Below are 19,352 nucleotides of genomic sequence, written 5' to 3' on the forward strand. Positions count from 1 at the left end.
TTTGAAATATCCGTATCTTTATTTCATGACAAAAAATGTTGTAATTACAGGGACTAGCAGGGGTATTGGATTTGAACTGGCAAAACAATTTATAGCTGCTGGGCATAGCGTGCTTGCACTTTCGAGAAATATGAAATCTATTGAAGCCTTGGCAACCAAAAAAATTCATGGATTTTCGTTTGATATAACAAAACAACGTGATATTGATAAAGTGGCGGCATACGTAAAAGCCGAATTTAAGCAAGTGGATATTTTGATTCATAATGCCGGAACCTTAGTGGCTAAACCTTTAGCGATGTTAGATGTTACTGATTTTGAATCGGTTTATAAAGTAAATGTTTTTGGAGTAGCAATGCTGACCAAAGCTTTAGTGAGTTATATGCCTAAAAAATCGCATGTGGTAACAATAAGTAGTGTTGGAGGAATACAGGGTAGTGTAAAATTCCCAGGATTAGCGGCTTACAGTTCTAGTAAAGGCGCTGTAATTACATTGAGTGAATTATTGGCTGAGGAGTATAAAGAAAAAGAAATAGCATTTAACGTTATGGCGCTTGGTGCAGTTCAAACTGAAATGTTGGCGGAAGCTTTTCCAGATTTTAAGGCAAACGTACAGCCTGATGAAATGGCTAGTCATATCATGCATTTTGCTTTAACAGGCCAACAGTTTTATAATGGAAAAGTCATTGAAGTTTCAAATTCTACCCCCTAACTGTTGAAATCAATTTTAAAAAAATACTTGCCGGAGCGTGCTGTTGATCCCGTTTTTGAATTGATCAAAGTAAATAATGTGTATTTAAAGATTGTAAATCAAAGGCAAACCAAGCACGGTGATTATCGGAAATTACCATCGGGAGAACATGTAATTACTATAAATAATACCTTAAATAAGTATCGTTTTTTAGTAACCTTGGTGCATGAAATAGCGCATTTGGTAGCTTTTACAAAATATGGACGTTTAATTAAACCACACGGAAAAGAATGGAAATACACATTTCAACAGTTGATGCTTCCTTTTATAAGGCCTGAAGTTTTTCCGACGGCTATACTACCGGTAGTGGCTAATCATTTTCGAAACCCAAAAGCAAGTTCGGATACCGATGCGCAATTTTCAATTGCTTTAAAACAATTTGATGAAAATGATGATTCCAAATGTTATGTCTATCAATTGTTGCCAGGTGCAGTATTCCGTTTTAGGGGAAGAACATTTAAAGTATTGTCAAAAAAAATTAAACGCTATGTATGCGCTGAAGTTGGTACGGGAAGAGAGTTTTTGTTTCAGCCCAATGCAGAAGTTGAAAAGCTTTAGTTTTTTTCAAACTCATTTCTAATACTATTTCTTATAATTTTAGTAGTTTCCCTTTTGAAAACAAAGGTAAGTTGCTTTTAATATTTTATAACTGGCTTTGATCGAGGTATTTATGTATATTGTTATAAGTGTTTGTTTAGTGAAAGTAACATTTTTATTTTTAAGTAACTATTATGGAAAAAAATGAAACCCCAAAAGGTATGAATGGTCAAAATGATCCTGCGGATGTAGCCTCACAAGAAAATATTAAAAATATTTGGGAGCAATTTAAGGAGTTTGTTCTAGGACTTTTGGATATAAGAAATGGAGCAGAACCCAAAATTACTATTGAGGGAATCAAAAAAGACATCCCATTTAAGGGACATACAGCTTGGATTTTGGTATTTTCAATTTTTATTGCATCTATTGGTTTAAATACTAATTCTACTGCGGTGGTCATTGGGGCCATGTTAATTTCTCCCCTAATGGGACCTATTTTAGGGATAGGACTTTCGGTAGGAATTAATGATATTGAAACCTTACGCCGCTCCTTCGTCAATTTTTTGGTAATGGTTTTTTTAAGTATCCTAACGGCATTTATTTATTTTAAATTTTCGCCGTTTCAAACAGCCTCTAATGAAATTTTAGGTCGGGTAGAGCCTACTTTTTTGGATGTTTTAATAGCATTTTCTGGTGGATTAGCAGGTATAGTTGCTGGTAGCCGAAAGGAAAAATCCAACGCAATACCAGGTGTAGCTATCGCCACGGCTTTAATGCCGCCTTTGTGTACTGCAGGTTTTGGTTTGGCTACGGGTAATTTAAGTTACTTTTTTGGGGCCATGTATTTGTTTATTATAAATACAATTTTTATTGCATTATCCACATTTTTGATTGTCAAATACCTGCGCTTTCCTATGGCGCGTTATGCAAATGCTGCTCGCAGAAAAAAGGTAAATCGAATTGTAATATCAGTAGCTTTATTGGTTATTATTCCTAGTGTATTTTCATTTATAAGTATCATGGAGCGCACATTTTATGAGCGTGATGCCTCATTATTTTTGAAAGAAACGGTTATTTTTCCTGGTTCCGAACAAATAAAGCATAACATTGACTTCGAAAAAAAAGAATTAGAAGTGTATATGATTGGAAATAATGTTCCGGTAACTGCTATTGAGGCTTGGCAAGCTAAAATAGGAGATTCAAAAAGGTTGACAGGGACAAAATTAAAGATTAGACAAGGTCATGACAAAACGGATGAGCTAACAAATACCTTATCAAATAAAGTTAAGGAAGGGGTTTTGCAGGATTTATATGCACAAAATAGTAAGGAGTTGAGTAACAAAGATGCTAAAATATTATTGTTAGAAAATGAATTACAACGGGTAACAGAAATGTATAAAAAAGACAAAGTGCCTTTGTTGGATTTAGCAAAAGAGGCCAAAATAAATTACGATGGACTGGAGGGTTTGTCCTTTGCAAAAGTGGTAAAAACCAACCTTAAAAAGGTGGAAGAAATCCCAGTAGCTTCGGCAATTTGGAGTAAAAAATTAAAAAAGAGTGTAGTTAATGAACAGTCAAAAAAACTTAGAAAATGGCTTCAATTTAAATTGGAATTGGATACGCTATTGATAAAACAGGACTACTATTAACAAATAGTTTTTTAAAGTCCTTTGAGTTGTGCTTCTCTAACTTTTTTAAATAAGTTGGAGGAGTATACAAAATCGGTCACGGCCTTATTTTCGGTTTTAAAAATTTGAGTTTTGTCACCTTCCCATTCCAAATAGCCTTGTTTCAGGAACACAATTTTTTCACCAATTTCCATCACGGAATTCATGTCATGGGTATTAATTATGGTGGTCATGTTAAACTCTTCCGTAATTTCTTTAATTAAATTATCAATAACGATGGAAGTTTTTGGATCAAGTCCAGAATTGGGTTCGTCACAAAACAAATATTTGGGATTGGTTACAATAGCACGTGCAATTGCTACTCGTTTTTGCATACCTCCACTAATTTCTGAAGGTAATTTTCCATCAGCATTTTCTAGGTTAACGCGCTCCAGCACCTCGCTTACGCGCAGGTTCATTTCCTTTTTCGATTTTTTTGTAAACATTTCTAGCGGAAAGCGTACATTTTCAGCAACAGTCATAGAGTCAAAAAGAGCACTACCTTGAAAAACCATTCCCATTTGTTCCTTTAAATCGCGCTTTTCTGATTCGTCCAAATCATCATAATCTGTATCGCCGTATATAATTTCACCTTCTTCAGGAGAAAAAAGCCCCAGCAAGCATTTTAAAAAAACAGTTTTACCACTCCCACTAGTACCAATGATTAAGTTTGTTTTTCCTTTTTCAAAAGTGGTGCTAATCCCTTTTAAAATTTCGGTGCCCCCAAATCCTTTATGTAAATTTTCAACACGTATCATTAGCTTAAAAGAATTTGAGTGATTAGATAATTAACAATAATGATGGCTACTGTTGTCCATACAAATGAAGTAGTACTTGCTTTTCCAACCTCAAGCGCGCCACCTTTCATATAAAAACCATGGAATGAAGGAATAGTGGCCAATAAAAAAGCAAAAATAAACGTTTTAAGGAAGGAGTAAATTAAATGAAACGGAATAAAATCCTCTCTAAGTCCCGTCATAAATTCTTCGGAGCTAACAAATCCTCCGTATACGCCTGCAATATAACCTCCTAAAATACCAAGAAACATAGCTATAGCAATTAAAAAAGGATATAAAAGCATCGCAATAATTTTAGGGAAAACTAAATAATTTAAGGCATTTATTCCCATAACCTCCAATGCATCAATTTGTTCAGTAACTCGCATAGTACCAATGCTGGAAGTAATAAATGAACCAACTTTACCAGCCATAATTACTGAAATAAATGTAGGAGCAAATTCTAAAATTACTGATTGCCGGGATGCAAAACCAATAAGTTCCCTGGGAATTATAGGGCTGGTTAAGTTTAGTGCGGTTTGAATAGCTACCACGGCACCAATAAAAAAGGAGATAAAGGCAACAATTCCCAATGAGTTTATAACTAAGTCATCAATTTCTTTAATTATTAATTTGCGTAATACCGATGACTTTGTCATGCGATTAAAAATTTCCTTTATCATCAGGAAATAAGCACCAATCTGTTGTAAATAAAACATACATATTTTCTATGTAGCTAAAATATAAAAATTACAATGTTTTAACGTTCGGTAAGCATTGAAAGTTTAATTTTATAAAAAAATTAAATATGCGTCTTTTTATTTTCATTTGTTTTTTGGGAGGTTCAATATTAGCTCAAAAACCAAAGTTAGTTGTAGGTATTGTTGTGGATCAAATGCGTTTTGACTATTTAACACGATTTGAAAAAAGATTTGGGAATGGAGGTTTTAAACGTTTAATAGCCAGTGGATATGAATGTAAAAATCATCACTATAATTACATGCCAACTTACACGGGGCCGGGTCATGCATCAATTTTTACGGGGACATCTCCCAATAATCATGGAATTATAGCTAACAATTGGTACGACAAGTTTAAAAAAACTACGGTGTATTGTGCGCAGGACAACAATGTAAAAGCTTTAGGGACAAGTAGTGTTAGTGAACAAATGTCGCCCAATAGAATGTTGAGTACTACTTTTGCAGACCAAAACAGATTACATACCCAGTTTAAGGGAAAAACTATTGGAGTGAGTATTAAGGATAGAGGCGCAATTTTACCTGCTGGGCATACTGCTAATCGTGCCTATTGGTTTCGCGGGAAAGAAGAAGGACAATGGGTTTCTTCCACATATTATGGGCCAAAATTGCCCAAATGGGTGGTTAATTATAATAAATCAGATCAAGTCAAAAAATATTTAACAACTTGGGAAACATTATATCCATTGGGAACCTACATTGCAAGTGGGCCTGACGACACAAATTTTGAAAATGGTTTTAAAGGAAAAGATCGACCAACATTTCCTTACGATTTAAAAAAATTGGCCACTTCCAATAATGGGTTCGATATTCTTAAAGTAACTCCCTATGGAAACACTTTGGTAACTGATTTTGCTTTAGCAGCTGTAGAAAATGAAGCCTTAGGTAAGGATGCATATACGGATGTACTAACGGTTAGTTATTCCAGTCCAGATTATATTGGCCATAATTTTGGAGCAAATTCTGTTGAAATAGAAGATACCTATTTAAAAATGGATCAGGAACTAAGCAGACTTTTAAAAGGGTTGGATCAAAAGGTAGGAAAAGATGCTTACACCGTTTTTTTAACAGCAGATCATGGAGCGGTGCACGTTCCATCTTATTTGAAAGCGCATAAAATTGCAGCAGGGTATTTTGATAAAATAGCTTTTACAGAAAAAGTGAATGTTTTTTTGGAAGCTAAGTTTGGAGCTGAAGGGATGGTGCAAAAAATCATGAATAATCAAATCTTTTTAAATTATGCGCTTATCGCAGAAGAAAAGTTGTCACTAAGTACGGTAACTTCAGAATTAGCACATTTTGTAAGGCAGCAAAAAAATGTACAATATGTGTTTACACGAGCACAATTAGAATCCGAAAGTATGACCTCACATATCGGAAGATTAATACAAAACGGCTTTCATCAGCGTTTAAGTGGTGATGTAGTTTTTGTTTTGGCGCCGTCAGTTATCGTTTATGGGCCTAAAGGTTCAACACACGGAAGCCCACAGAGTTATGATACCCATGTACCATTGCTGTTTTATGGTTATGGAATAAAAAAAGGAAAACATACAAAAAAACTTTAGTTACAGATATTGCACCAACAATTTCTGCGTTATTAGGCATAGCTATGCCTAACGCAACCACAGGAAAAGTGTTGGATTTTGTGTTTGAATAGCAAGTGGATTTAAGTAGTGTTGTAAGCTGCTTAATTAGTGGTTAACGAATAGAAAAATTGCGTTTTGAAAAATAATTTAATTTTAAAAGTGTCATTTTTTTTGATGCTTGCTGTTGCTAAAGGATATTCTCAAACAAACCAAGAAAAAAAACCAGCTGTTGGTGGATTGGGTAACCCTTGTCCAGTTGGCGTGGATTGCGAAGGGGATTTTATTAACCCCACACGCGTTAAAAAATCTAAACCTACAAAAGCAAAAGAGCAAGAAGTTGTAAAGACGAAGCCTGTTCAGGTGAAAAAGAAAAGAGTACGTCCTAAAAAAGAGAACGAAATTTTTGTAGACGTAATGCTTACAGCAGTTGAAATTAAAGCGATTCCTAAAAACACATATGGGCAATCAGCATCAGGCTCAGGCAATGCGCTTACTCCTGAAGAGGAACAGCTTAAAAACTTACCAGCAGGCTGGGATAAGCCACCAGTAGATCCAGGTTTTGTAGCGCCACGCGGAGGATATAATGTATCAACAACAAGGGTGGTAAATTAAGGGTATTTATTAGGGATTTTTTATTCCAAATTAAAAAAATATTCGAGTCCATTTGCAATACTTACCTGGTCTAAAGATTAGAAGAATCTTCTGTAGGAGGAGGCAACGCAGTGTTTGCTTTTCAAGTAATTTTATGTTGGAATAAATTTTCTAATCCATAATTCAAGTACCAAGAGCCTTTGTCTCTCTAATATAAAATTTTAAACAAACTGGATAATAGTATTAAGGCATCAATAACTTTAACCAAGCCTTGATTGTACTAGCTATTAATTAATAGTTGCTAAATGCTACTTTTGATACAGTTAAGCTTCAATTTTTTGCAATTTATCGAAAAAAAACAGTGAAAATCTTAACGGCTGCATTTTCTATTTAGTTTTGATTTACAGGTAATAATCATATTTCAAAATAATAATCCATCTTTTGGTATAGTGTGTTTATGTAAAAATGAACATAGAATTTAAAAAATTGATGGCATGTGAATGCATATTAGTTCAACATGTTATTCAACAATCAATATTATTTTTTTGATATAGTACGAATGTCACAACAATTAGCTTTTACTAAAAAAAATTAATCATTTGCTAAAGATGAAAATAAAACAAATTATTTATAGTACAGTATTTGTTTCGATGATACTTCCGGTAAGTATTCAAGCTCAGGAAACCAAAAAAGTAACTATTGATCTGGAAAATAAACGATTTATTGGGAATGTTTCCAATTTAAGTAGAGCCAGGTATTTTAATATGCATGAATCTTATTTGAGTGATGAGTTCAATTCAAATAATATTAGTGAAGAAATTTTAGACAAATTAAATGTAGAAAGAGCAAGAGCAGCAAGTGGTCCAGGTCGAAAAACTATACGTAAAAATGGAAAAGTCATCGCGTATCCTGAAGCATCAATTGGTACTAGTGGTGGTGTAAGTATCCGTAATGCCTGGAGGAATAGGGTTGGTATTGCTGATTTTAATAAAAGAAAAACTTCAGATGTAATTTTAGTTGATGCGCCAAATGATATTTTCCTTCCTAATGGGAATTATAAAAAAGCAGCAAAATTTGCTGAAAATTATATAAAATCAGCCTTTGATGGGGTAATTCCTAAATATTACGAAATAATGAATGAGCCTTTTGTGCATACAAAAGACTTTGGAAATAATACGGATAAAATCATAACGCAAATGTCTGAGTTGCATAAGGGGATGGCGGACCATTTGCACAAAACTATTCCTGAAATGTTAGTGGGTGGATACTCATCAGCATTCCCTCAAATGGAAGCAGGTAACCCTATGTTTAATCACTGGAATAAAAATCAGAAAAAGTTTATGGATATTACTAATAATACCATGGATTTTTATGCTACACACATTTATGATGGAGCCAACGTCGTTGGAAGTGATCAGCGTCGACAAGGAAGTAATATGGAAGCAATCCTTGATTTAATTGAAGCTTATAGTCAAGATAAATTTGGAGAGGTTAAACCGCATTTAATTTCTGAATTTGGTAGAACAGAAAGACCTTGGATTAGAAATAGTCAAGGACGTGTTTCGGCATATACCGAAGCTAGGGATGGTGAAATTATTCGGTCTATTAATGCCATGTTAATGCAGTTATTTGAAAAGCCTGACCGTTTGTTAAAGGCAGTGCCTTTTATTGTTGCAAAATCTAATTGGTTTTATAATTTGAGCCATAATCCAGATAATAATCCCTATCCTTGGGCTTTATTGAGAAGGTTAAATAATGGTAAATATACGTACACACATCTTCGTAAGTTTTATGAATTATGGAAAGATGTATCGGGTCACAGAGTGGTTGCTGAAACTAATGATCCTGACATTTTAGCTCAAGTTTTTGTGAATAACTCAAAGGCATATGTTGCTATCCATAATATGGATGGTGCAACAAGAAAAATCGAGTTGGACTTTGTTAAAAATTTAAATGTAAATTCAGTTACTACGCGTTCGTTTTTTACAACTAATAATGGCGTTCCTAAACTGAATATAAGTAATGGAGGGAGTTTGCCAAAAAGTATTTCAGTTCAAAAAGATGGAACAACTCTTCTAGTATTGAATTTGAAAAGCACACCTAAAACTAAAAATACAACACGTGAAAACGTATATTATCCTGCCAGAAAAGCAAATCAGTCTAATGTTTTAAAAGCTATTAATGCCAACCAAGAATATACCTATCGTTTCAACAATGTACAAAAAGACAACGGGGGGGGAACCTCTAAACTGAGGGTTAGTTTTGGAAGAGCAAAAAATGCTTCTAAAAATCCAAAAGTAACCATTAATGGGAAACTAATAGTAACTCCTAAAGATTGGATTGGAGATGATCAAAAACAAAGAGATCGTTGGTTTGGTATGGTTGAAATTCCTTTTGAAACAGCATTACTTAAAACAACGGATAATGTGGTAAAAGTTTCTTTCCCTGATAAAGGAGGAAAAATCAGTTCAGTAGTTTTAATCGGTCAAAGAACTACTAAAAATGCTACTTTTCCAGAAACTAAACCAATACCAAAACCGATACTTCCAGTAAAAAATCCATTACCAACTGAAAGCAATGGTAATTTAATTATTGAAGCTGAAGATTTTGTGAGTACAACAGGGGTGTTTGATAATACTATTGCAGGTGGAGCAGGACTAGGTGTACAAAGAGCAGGAAATGGAATTAATTATGTCAATGCAGGGGACTCAGCAGATTATAATTTATCTGTTAAAAGTTCTGGTGTTTATGAAATAACTTATAGAATAACGACTCCCTCTAACAACGCTCAAGTCCAATTGCTTTTAAATAATAATTTAATAGCAACGGATAATGTTTCAAATAACGGGAATTGGAATAACTATGTAAGTTTAAAATCAAAAAGTAACATCAATTTAAATGCAGGGAATCATAAAGTTAAACTTATAGCCTCGGGTTCAAATTCATGGCAATGGAATTTAGATAAAGTTATTTTGACTAAAATTGAAGACCTTTCTGATGTAACAAAAACTGTTAGTTTGTCACCTGTTCAAGATGCTTATTTACAAGGGGAAAGCACAAGGTTTAATGATCAAATTATTCGTATAGAGCCTAATAAAAGGGTAGGCTATCTAAAATTTAATTTATCATCAATTAAAGGTGTTATTGAAAAAGCTGAATTAAAGTTTACAGTTAATACAGATGCTGGTAATGGAAATTTAAATATCCATAAGGGAAGTACAAACTCTTGGACTGAAAGAAATCTTTCTTCAAACAACAAGCCTAAAGCGGCTCAATTGTTGGGGACAAGTAAAGGTAATTTTGGTATAGGAAATGTAAAAACAATTAAATTAAATGCTAATTTATTGTCAGGTAATAATGTTAGTTTATTGATTAGCTTAACTTCTGGTAATGATTTTGCTTTTGCTTCTAAAGAAAATAATTTAGCCAAAGGGGCAGAATTAGTGATTACCTACGAGTCATCAAATACAGGAAACAAGAGCATTTTAGAAAGTGAAGCTTCAAGTAGCGCATTAGTAGTTTATCCAAATCCAGTGCAAGATAGTTTATTCTTATTAGGGAATCATTTAGGAAAAGAAATCAAGGTATTTGATTTGCAAGGGAGGCAAGTATTGAAAATCGATGCTTATACTAACAATTTTATTGATGTTCGTGCTTTAAGTGCTGGGTGTTATATTATTTGTGTAACCAATTTGAATAACAATAACATATTTAAAAGTGCTTATTTCGTTAAGAAATAAAATAGCGTTTGTTTAAAATTGATTATAAATCTTCTAAGGGAACTGTATAATAGTTAGTTGCCTTAGAAGATTTTTTGATAACTAATAACCCGTAGAGATAATTGTATTATGAATTTCTAAGTGTAATAAATTTTTGATAGGAAATAAATTAAGCTGCCTTTCTTAAATTTAAGTTAGTGTAACCTAAGCATTACAAGCGTTCCAATAAAAAATCAGTCATTTTAGTATATAAATGTAATCTTGTATTTCCACCGTAAATACCATGATTTTTATCAGGGTATATGGCCATATCAAATTTTTTGTTGGCATTAGTAAATTCACTAGCCATTTGTAAGGTATTTTGCAAATGAACATTATCATCAGCTGAGCCATGTACAATCAATAAGTTTCCTTTTAGCTTTGCAGCGTGACTGAGAGGCGAGTTGTCATTATAACCAGAAGTGTTTTCCTGAGGAGTGGTTAAAAAACGTTCCGTATAAATGGTGTCGTAATATTTCCAATGGGTAACTGGGGCAACCGAAATAGCAGTTTTAAAAACATCGTTTCCTTTTAACACTGCGTTTAACGAGATGAAACCACCAAAGCTCCAACCCCAAATACCAATCCGAGATGCATCAACATAGGTTTGTTTGGCTAAGTATCTTCCAAATTCAATTTGATCCTCTGCTTCTAGCTTACCTAATTGTAATTGTGTTTGTTTTTTAAACTTTGCTCCTTTAAAACCAGTTCCTCGCCCGTCAATACAGGCAATGATATATCCTTTTTGGGCAAGTAATTGATGCCACAAATCATTGTAGCTTAGCCAAGAATTTTTAACCATTTGCGAACCCGGTCCTGAGTATTGAAACAGTAATACCGGGTATTTTTTGGTGGCATCAAAATAGGTAGGTTTGATAATGTAGGCATTCAAATTTTCGCCATTAATAGGGATAGTCTTAAATTCTTTTGCTGCAAATTTATAAGGATCAATAATTGATGCTAATTTTTTATTATCCCTAAGTAATTTGCTTTCTTTTGGCTTTGTTGTTTTTACTACGGAATAACGGTATGGGGTAGTTGTGTTAGAAAAAGTGTCAATAAAAAGACTGTAATCCGCACTAAAATTTGCATCATGATTCCCTTTAGTAGTGGTAAGTTGTTTTTTGTTTTTACCGTTTATTTGTACCGAAAATAGTTGTCGTTCAATAGTACTTCCTTCTGTACACTGGTAATACACCGTTTTTTCAGCAGCATCAATGCCGTAAAATTCGGTAACGTCCCAGTTTCCGTTGGTAATTTGCTTTATCAGTTTTCCTTTGCTGTCATAATGAAATAGGTGATTAAAGCCTTCTTTTTCGCTAGTCAATAAAAAGCTATTATCCTTTAAAAAACACAAATTGTTTGTAATTTCAATATAGGCAGCATCTGTTTCGGTATACAATTTTTTCACCTTTTTGTTTTTAGTATTTATGCTTAAAATACTAAGGTTGTTCTGGTGTCTGTTTAAGGTTTGAATGCATAATTGGTCTGGATTGTTGGTCCATTGCAGGCGTGGTATATAATAAGTTTCAAAATTAGAAAGATCAATTTGAGTGTTTTTTGCTGCAGAAATTGAGTATAAATGAACGCTCAATTTACTGTTGGCTTCACCAGCTTTGGGGTACTTAAAAGTTTCTGGTTCAGGATATTTGCCATTTTTGTATAGCATCATACTATATTCAGGAACGTTGGATTCGTCAAATTTAAAGTATGCCAGTTGATTGCTAGTGGCGTTCCAGGCAAAAGCTGTAACAATTTCAAACTCTTCTTCGTACACCCAATCCGACAAGCCATTAATAATTTTATTCTTTTCACCATCTGTGGATATTTGCGTTATTTTTTCTGTAATCAGGTCTTTGTAAAATAAATTATTATTTGAAACATAGGCTATTTTGGTTCCGTCCGGAGAAAAAACTGGCGAGATAATAGCACTATCGGAAATAACGGTGGCTTTTTTAGTGTTAAAATCATACACGTAGTAAATTCCTGAGCTTGAACGTCGGTATCTTTTTTTAATCTTAGTACCTAATAACACTTTACTTTCGTCTTTATTAAATTGATAAGTGTCAAAAGCAGGAATATTAATGGAGGTATTGGATATCAATGTGGTGCTTTTTGAAGCATTCAAATAGTCATGAACTTCAATTGAAGTTGCTTTAGTGCTTCGATTGTAGGATAGCGTACTATATTCTTTTCCGTTGTTTAAATGGTGAATTTCTTCCAAATATGTTGCTCTAAATTTACCACCCCAAATTTCTTCTAGCGTAAGCTGCTTTTGAGAAAAAGAGATAAATGAAACAAAAAAGAAAGTAATGAGTGTGAATAAATATTTAGGCATTTTGATCAATTAAATTTTAATAACAAATTAAAATAAGAATTTTTAAATCAAGTTGAGTCCTGCTAATATATTTAACATTTATTTTTGTTTCCTTGTTTGTTAAAATAAAGGTAGGGTTGATCTGTAATGCCGTTTCAACGTTAAATCACCCATTTAAAATGATTCCTTCCTGCTTGACATTTATAATAAAAAATGCCGTAGCCAGTGCTGTGCATCTGTTTTTTTAACGTCCAAACAAAAAAAATTAAATTTCATTTAAGCAATTCTAAATCAGGATGTAAAACCAAGCGATAAAACCATCAATTGCACAATGTTTAAGCAGTTGGTGGTTATTAATAAATTGCGAAATTTATTCACAATACGCTAGAGCCTACACATAAAGCATTCGTTTTGCCGATAGGCTATAGATGAATGCGATGTTGACTGACCCGGTGGTGGATTTATGGGGAAAGTGATGTGTGGTAATCTTCAATTCTAGAAAGTACAACCTCGTTTTTCACAAATTTCAAGGTTTGAAAATACGCTTTGACTATTGAAAAACGAATCTATTGGCATCGATTATAAGTTTTATATGGGGTTTAATCCAATTTTGAGCTATTACCTTTAAATTTGGACAATACTTGTCCCATCCCTATTATGGGATTTTTTTAAAATCTATGTAGTCTTTAGTTTTTCTATCCAGCGCTTTGGTGGACCTCGTAACCTATTTTTCAATACAAGAAAATCGAAGCTTTAAGGATAATGGTTATTCCTTAGGAGTTCGACCTGAATTAACATATGGTTTAAACAATTTTTTTTCAATAGTGCTAACAACCAGTCTTATTCGGGATTTTTTAAGAATCAATGCCCCCAAATCACAGGAGGATTTTTTTAAGGGGAATACATTTTTGTCGTTAGGTGTTGGAATTCGGGTTACATTATTTAAAGCAAAAAAATAATTAGAGTGTTAAAAATTAAACGCCAAATTGAGTTAAATGATGGTCAAGGTGTTTGTATTCTAAAATGCCCCATTGTTCTTGGGTAAACGTGCCAAAAAGCGGATGCGGGTTCCATTCAATTCTATTTTTAAGCTGATGCGTTTGCTCAATTAAGTCAAGTAATTCAGTTTTTTCAGAAGTAAAGTTTTTTTGTTCCAAAGCAATGAGTCGTTTATCAGTAGGGAGTTTTTTTTTGAATGGTTGATCGCTATAAAGTGTTTTTTTAAACAGCTTCATAAAAAATTTACCGTTACCTAGGTTTTCATTTTTTATTGCTATTTTTAAAGGAAATTGACAATGCCATAACATTTGTCCAGCATTCATTTTTCCCCATTGAGCATGAGAGTTTTCGGAAAGTTTATGAATACGATCTATAATTTCTTCCTTTGCTTTTGGATCAAAGATTGATTTCATTTTTGATGATTTTTGATTAGTATGCTAAAAGTACACTAAAAGAATAGGAAGTTAAAATTTAGCCTTCTGATTTAATAAAATTAATTAACTTGTTTGTCATGAGTGATTTTAATTTTCCAATTACGCAATGGAGTGAAGCTGATAAACCTAGGGAAAAGCTAGCCGAGCGTGGCAAAAAGGCATTGACGGACGCCGAGCTGTTAGGGATTCTTATAGGTTCAGGCAGCAGAAATGAATCAGCGGTAAATTTGTGTAAGCGTATTTTAGCAAGTGTTGATAACAATTTAAATGAACTTTCGCGATTATCGGTGGCGCAACTCACAAAATTTAAGGGAATTGGACAGGCCAAGGCAATAACTATAGTAGCTGGTTTAGAAATTGGTAGGAGGCAGCAATTGCAGGATGTTCCTTTGCAACCTGTAATTACTTGCAGCAATGATGTTTTTGTATTTATGCAACCTTTAATTGGCGATTTGCATCATGAAGAGTTTTGGGTTTTATTTTTAAACAATGCAAATAAAGTTATACATCGGAAAATGTTGAGTAGTGGTGGACAAACAGGCACATTAATTGATGTTCGCATGGTGTATAAATTAGCATTAGAAGTTTCAGCAGTGGCACTTATTTTAACACACAATCATCCCAGTGGTAAGCTAACACCAAGTCAAGCTGATTTAAAGCTCACGGATCAAATTAAAAATGCTGGTGTTACCTTAAATATTAAAGTATTGGATCATTTAATTGTTACTGAAAAGGCTTATTATAGTTTTGCTGATGAGGGAAGTTTGTAATACTAGTTCAAAGTTTAAAGGATTTTTATTAAGACTAGGTTTTTATGTTTGGAATAGAAAGAAAATATATGCCTAGCATCAACTACAGCGAGTTTTTTTATTTTGAAATACTAAGCGAGAACTAAACGTATTAGATGTGTGATTTTTGTTTAGAAATATTTCGTTATTAATTCCAATGCTCATTTAATAAAAAAGAGCTGCATTCCAGCAACCGTATAGGAAAAATTTTAATATAATTTTGGCTAAATTGTAGTTAAATAACTTAATTTAACAAACTATTATCTGAAAAATGATGAAGAATCAAAAAGATATTATATGGTTAGAAAAGCAAGTGTATCGCATGATGCTGCTGCAGTAGCAGAAATTTACAATTATTACATTTTAAATTCCGTAGTTACATTTGAGGAAACACCTATAGATGCAAACGAAATGAAACAGCGGATGGAATCTGTTGTTTCAGCATCCTATCCATGGCTGGTGTATGAAATTTCAGGGGAAGTTGTTGGCTATGCATATGCTACACGCTGGAAAGGACGTTGTGCTTATAAACATTCGGTGGAAAGTACTGTTTATTTGAAAAATGGTAAAAGTGCTCAAGGTATAGGAACGGCCTTGTATACCGAATTACTCAAACTATTAATGCAAAAAAATATTCATGCAATTATTGGTGGAGTAGCACTACCTAATGCTGCAAGCGTGTGTTTGCATGAAAAATTTGATTTTCAAAAAGTGGCGCATTTTAAAGAGGTAGGGTTTAAGTTTCAAAAGTGGATCGATGTTGCTTACTGGCAACTGACGCTGGATAACCGCAAAATATTAGAAAGTTTGTAAGTGTGTAATTGAAAGTATAAATTTGAATACAATCTAATACAATACTTTAAAATAACTGTGTTGGAACAAACTAAGTGGATAAAAATGTATGCTTTTAATTTATACTCAAAAAAGGAGTCCTCGGTTACGCTATATTGCCAAACAGTTATTTGAGCGTATTTTAGGCGTTTCAGTGGATTTTACCACAAAAATTGAAAACTTTGTTGCGCATAATGGTCCCAAATTTTCGTACGGAAAACAACCCTTAGGGAAAGAGCTTTTTTTTCAAAGCGTTTCTTTATTGTTTGAAAAAGGAATTTCAGAAGAAATAGTTACCGTAAAAAAATGGGATAATTTTGTATGTTTTTATACAGTTTCACATGCTGAAAGCGCATTGCCTTTTGATGTTTTTGCAGCCAGTTTTTATTTGTTAAGCAGGTATGAAGAATACTTACCGCAGGTAAAAGACAGCTTGGTCAGGTTTATGGCTAGTTCTAGCATAGCCTACGAACATCAATTTTTGCAACAGCCAATTGTGGATATTTGGGCTTATAAAGTAAAAGAAATCCTAATGACACGTTTTGAAGGCATTCAATTTTTTCCCACTAAATTTTCCACAGCAATAGTATGTGAGGTGAGTGAGGCATTGGCTTACAGGAAAAAAGGTTGGTTCAGGAGCTTTCAAAGCTTTAGCAAAAGCTTATTTGAGTTAAAGTTTAAACAAATTTATATTCAGGGTAAAGTAATTTTAGGATTGCAAAAAGATCCATATCATACTTATAATTACATTATTAACAAGGCGAAATCAGGGAATGCTCAGTTGTGTTTCTTTTTTGGATTAGGTAATTATTCCAACTATGAAAAAAGCAATAACCACCACAGTCAGACTTATCAAAAGCTTATAAAATCAATTGCCGATTACTGTACTATTGGAATGCGATTATCTTTTGATGCTCAAAAAGATTTAGTAGCACTCAAAAATGAAAAAAAGCGATTTGAAAAAATTACACACCGGAGCTTAAATCAAACCTTTTGTCAATACTCTAAGATTAATTTACCAACAACTTATCGTGATTTGATAGAGCAGGAAGTTGCTTGCGATTATTCAATGGGGTATCAGGATAATTCGGGTTTTAGAGCGGGTACGTGTACTCCGTTTTTATTTTATGATTTAGAATATGAAATTCAAACTCCTTTAATATTAATGCCCTATTGTTTGTCGGAAAACGCATTTGAAAAAATTACGGAGTCGGAAAATGCAATAAAACAAGCAAGCGTAATTGTGGATGCTGTAAAAAAAGTAAATGGAAATTTGATAATTCATATAAATAATCAATTATTTGATACTTCCAATCAGCGTTCGCGCTTTTGGAAGCTGGTATTTAATTATTTTGTGTCTATTTCTTAGTCATATTTCATTATTAATACTAAAACGAGTATTTTAGGAAATCAAAATAAGCATCTCTTATGATCAAAAAGCAATTATTTACAGCTATTCTATTGGTAATGTTCGGGTTTTTAGCTTCTGCGCAAGCATTAAATAGCTACAAATATGTAATGGTACCCACCCAGTTTCCTTTTCAGAAAGAAGATCATCAGTATAATTTTAATAGATTGACCAAATTTTTATTGGAAAAATACGACTTTGAAGCATTTATACAGGGAGAGGATTTGCCTGAAAATGTTAATGGTTGTGAGGCATTGGTAGCCAACGTAGTCAAAGGGAAAGGTTTTTTAAAAACGATACTTGCTTTGGAGCTAAAGGATTGTAAAGGTCAAGTGGTGTTTACTTCTGTAGAAGGGGTAAGTAGGGAAAAAGATTTTAAAAAGTCGTATCATGAGGCTATTCGAAATGCATTTAAAGATCCTAGATTGGTGCGACACCATTATACTAAGCCTTTAACAGCGGCAAAGGTTTCAAGTACGGGTGGGGTTATCGTTGGTAATAAATTACCTACTGCCAAGCCAAGAGTTATTGCCGAGCCCACTGTAGCAGTGCCTATTTCAAAACCGACACACGCGGATGCAAAGGCAAAAATTGCGTTGGCTTCAAAAGATTTACAATTGGAACTGTTGGGTAAGGAGTATGTGTTTAAAGCAACTCGAGCTGGTTATGGCATATATCAGAACGGTATAAAGCTTGGAGATGCTACTGTTAGCGAAAATCCTCAAAAATATATAGTAACAGCAGGCTCATTGAGTGGTACTGGATATTTTGATGATTTTGGAAATTTTGTATTACAACGTGTTAATCCAGCCAATAAAAAAACAATTACGGATACTTTGGCTCGTGTAAATTAGTAGCCGTATTTATTCCAAATTGTCTTTAAAAAGGTTCTAATACTACTTTCTTTATTATTATTACCTGGATCGTAAAGTACAGTGCCTGTAATTTCATTAGGTAAAAATTCCTGATCAACAAAATTGCCTTGGTAATTATGTGCGTACTTATAATCTTCACCATAACCGAGTTGTTTCATTAGTTTTGTTGGTGCGTTACGAAGGTGTAAGGGAATGGGTAAATCGCCAGTTTGCTTTACGAGCTGTTGGGCTTTGTTAATTGCCATGTAGGAGGCGTTACTTTTTGGAGATGTGGCAAGGTAAATAGTGCACTGACTTAATATTATACGAGCTTCGGGATAACCCACAGCTGTTGCTGAAGTAAAGCAGTTGTTAGCCATGACTAAAGCTGTCGGATTTGCTAAACCAATATCTTCTGAGGCCAGAATTATAAGTCTACGGGCTATAAATTTTAGATCCTCACCACCTTCGATCATGCGGGCAAGCCAATACACTGCCGCATTTGGGTCTGAACCTCTAACCGATTTAATAAAGGCGGAAATAATATCATAATGTTGTTCTCCAGTTTTATCGTAGCGTGCTGGATTTTGCTGTACCAATTGTGTTACAGTGGCATTTGTAATTACAATTGATTTTGTATTAAAACTAGCTACGACTAATTCAAAAATATTAAGCAATTTTCGGGCATCACCTCCGCTTAAGCGAATTAAGGCATCGGTTTCTTCAAGTTTTATCGTTTTTTTTGAAAGGAATTCGTCTTTTTCAGTAGCCCGTTTTAACAATTCTTCTAGCTCCTTTTTGTTAAAAGCATTAAGCGAGTACACTTGGCAGCGAGAAAGTAATGCGGGAATCACCTCAAAACTTGGGTTTTCGGTAGTAGCACCAATTAGGGTTACCCAACCTTTTTCAACAGCACCAAGTAATGAATCTTGTTGCGATTTACTAAAGCGGTGGATTTCATCAATAAATAGTATAGGGTTTTTACTCGTAAAAAGTCCATGATCTTTTTTGGCACGGTCAATAACTTCCCGTACATCCTTAACGCCACTATTGATGGCACTTAATGAGTAAAATGGGCGGTCAGATGTTTCAGCAATAATGTTAGCTAGTGTGGTTTTGCCTACGCCCGGAGGTCCCCATAGTATCAACGAAGGGATAATGCCTTTTGTAAGTTGAAAAGTTAATGCTCCTTTAGGGCCAACTAAATGTTGTTGGCTTAAATAGTCTTGCAGTGATTTTGGTCGTATGCGCTCAGCTAATGGAATTGTCATAAAGCAAAAATAGATTTATTTTTTAAAGT

At 33.8% G+C, this 19,352-nt stretch carries 15 protein-coding genes; 10 read left to right on the forward strand and 5 right to left on the reverse strand.

Annotated features, from left to right (window positions below):
• Positions 1 to 25: 25 nt before the first annotated feature.
• The 3 genes from GMC_RS0100135 (at position 26) to GMC_RS0100145 (ending at position 2,934) form a co-directional block, all read left to right on the forward strand.
• A complete protein-coding gene (locus GMC_RS0100135; protein ID WP_010520224.1) occupies positions 26 to 709 on the forward strand; it encodes an SDR family NAD(P)-dependent oxidoreductase in 684 nt (227 codons plus the stop codon).
• 3 nt (positions 710 to 712) lie between these two features.
• Positions 713 to 1,306 (forward strand): SprT-like domain-containing protein, encoded by a 594-nt coding sequence (locus GMC_RS0100140; RefSeq protein WP_010520225.1) that lies wholly within the window; start codon positions 713 to 715, stop codon positions 1,304 to 1,306.
• A 173-nt stretch (positions 1,307 to 1,479) separates the two neighbouring features.
• Complete coding sequence (locus GMC_RS0100145) at positions 1,480 to 2,934, forward strand: TIGR00341 family protein (protein ID WP_010520226.1); 1,455 nt, start codon at positions 1,480 to 1,482, stop codon at positions 2,932 to 2,934.
• A gap of 11 nt (positions 2,935 to 2,945) precedes the next feature.
• Here the strand turns inward: GMC_RS0100145 and GMC_RS0100150 are convergent, their stop codons facing one another.
• Together GMC_RS0100150 and GMC_RS0100155 are read right to left on the reverse strand one after the other, a co-directional pair.
• Positions 2,946 to 3,710, reverse strand: a complete 765-nt coding sequence (locus GMC_RS0100150; protein WP_010520227.1) for an ABC transporter ATP-binding protein — start codon at positions 3,708 to 3,710, stop codon at positions 2,946 to 2,948.
• A complete protein-coding gene (locus tag GMC_RS0100155; RefSeq protein WP_010520228.1) occupies positions 3,710 to 4,447 on the reverse strand; it encodes an MlaE family ABC transporter permease in 738 nt (245 codons plus the stop codon). The genes GMC_RS0100150 and GMC_RS0100155 overlap by 1 nt, the downstream gene beginning before the upstream one ends.
• An 89-nt stretch (positions 4,448 to 4,536) precedes the next feature.
• Between GMC_RS0100155 and pafA the strand changes: the two genes are divergently transcribed.
• The 3 genes from pafA (at position 4,537) to GMC_RS0100170 (ending at position 10,403) form a co-directional block, all read left to right on the forward strand.
• Positions 4,537 to 6,051 (forward strand): alkaline phosphatase PafA, encoded by a 1,515-nt coding sequence (gene pafA, locus GMC_RS18420; RefSeq protein WP_010520229.1) that lies wholly within the window; start codon positions 4,537 to 4,539, stop codon positions 6,049 to 6,051.
• 156 nt (positions 6,052 to 6,207) lie between these two features.
• Complete coding sequence (locus GMC_RS0100165; RefSeq protein ID WP_010520230.1) at positions 6,208 to 6,684, forward strand: hypothetical protein; 477 nt, start codon at positions 6,208 to 6,210, stop codon at positions 6,682 to 6,684.
• Between the two features lie 587 nt (positions 6,685 to 7,271).
• Complete coding sequence (locus GMC_RS0100170; RefSeq protein WP_010520231.1) at positions 7,272 to 10,403, forward strand: carbohydrate-binding protein; 3,132 nt, start codon at positions 7,272 to 7,274, stop codon at positions 10,401 to 10,403.
• Between the two features lie 190 nt (positions 10,404 to 10,593).
• On the opposite strand, the gene GMC_RS0100175 is transcribed toward GMC_RS0100170, so the two are convergent.
• Together GMC_RS0100175 and GMC_RS0100185 are read right to left on the reverse strand one after the other, a co-directional pair.
• On the reverse strand, positions 10,594 to 12,759 hold the full coding sequence (locus GMC_RS0100175; RefSeq protein WP_010520232.1) for a S9 family peptidase: 2,166 nt from the start codon (positions 12,757 to 12,759) through the stop codon (positions 10,594 to 10,596).
• Between the two features lie 953 nt (positions 12,760 to 13,712).
• The gene (locus GMC_RS0100185) at positions 13,713 to 14,150 is read right to left on the reverse strand and encodes a DUF1569 domain-containing protein (RefSeq protein WP_010520234.1); all 438 of its coding nucleotides are present in this window, start codon (positions 14,148 to 14,150) and stop codon (positions 13,713 to 13,715) included.
• 98 nt (positions 14,151 to 14,248) lie between these two features.
• On the opposite strand from GMC_RS0100185, the gene radC reads away from it, so the two are divergent.
• From radC to GMC_RS20345, 4 genes are all read left to right on the forward strand, one after another.
• Positions 14,249 to 14,941, forward strand: a complete 693-nt coding sequence (radC, locus tag GMC_RS0100190) for a RadC family protein (RefSeq protein ID WP_010520235.1) — start codon at positions 14,249 to 14,251, stop codon at positions 14,939 to 14,941.
• A 315-nt stretch (positions 14,942 to 15,256) separates the two neighbouring features.
• On the forward strand, positions 15,257 to 15,772 hold the full coding sequence (locus tag GMC_RS0100195; RefSeq protein WP_010520236.1) for an arsinothricin resistance N-acetyltransferase ArsN1 family B: 516 nt from the start codon (positions 15,257 to 15,259) through the stop codon (positions 15,770 to 15,772).
• Between the two features lie 88 nt (positions 15,773 to 15,860).
• Positions 15,861 to 17,159 carry a polysaccharide deacetylase family protein gene (locus GMC_RS0100200; protein WP_010520237.1) on the forward strand — a complete coding sequence of 433 codons (1,299 nt, stop codon included), beginning with the start codon at positions 15,861 to 15,863 and terminating at the stop codon, positions 17,157 to 17,159.
• A gap of 59 nt (positions 17,160 to 17,218) precedes the next feature.
• Entirely contained in the window at positions 17,219 to 18,052 is an 834-nt protein-coding gene (locus GMC_RS20345; protein ID WP_010520238.1) for a hypothetical protein, read from the forward strand.
• Here GMC_RS20345 and GMC_RS0100210 read toward each other — a convergent pair.
• Positions 18,049 to 19,323, reverse strand: a complete 1,275-nt coding sequence (locus tag GMC_RS0100210; RefSeq protein WP_010520239.1) for a replication-associated recombination protein A — start codon at positions 19,321 to 19,323, stop codon at positions 18,049 to 18,051. The two genes, GMC_RS20345 and GMC_RS0100210, sit on opposite strands and share 4 nt — an antisense overlap.
• Between the last annotated feature and the right edge of the window lie 29 nt (positions 19,324 to 19,352).

Source organism: Aquimarina agarivorans (assembly GCF_000218485.1).
In the GTDB taxonomy this organism is placed as follows: Bacteria; Bacteroidota; Bacteroidia; order Flavobacteriales; family Flavobacteriaceae; genus Aquimarina; species Aquimarina agarivorans.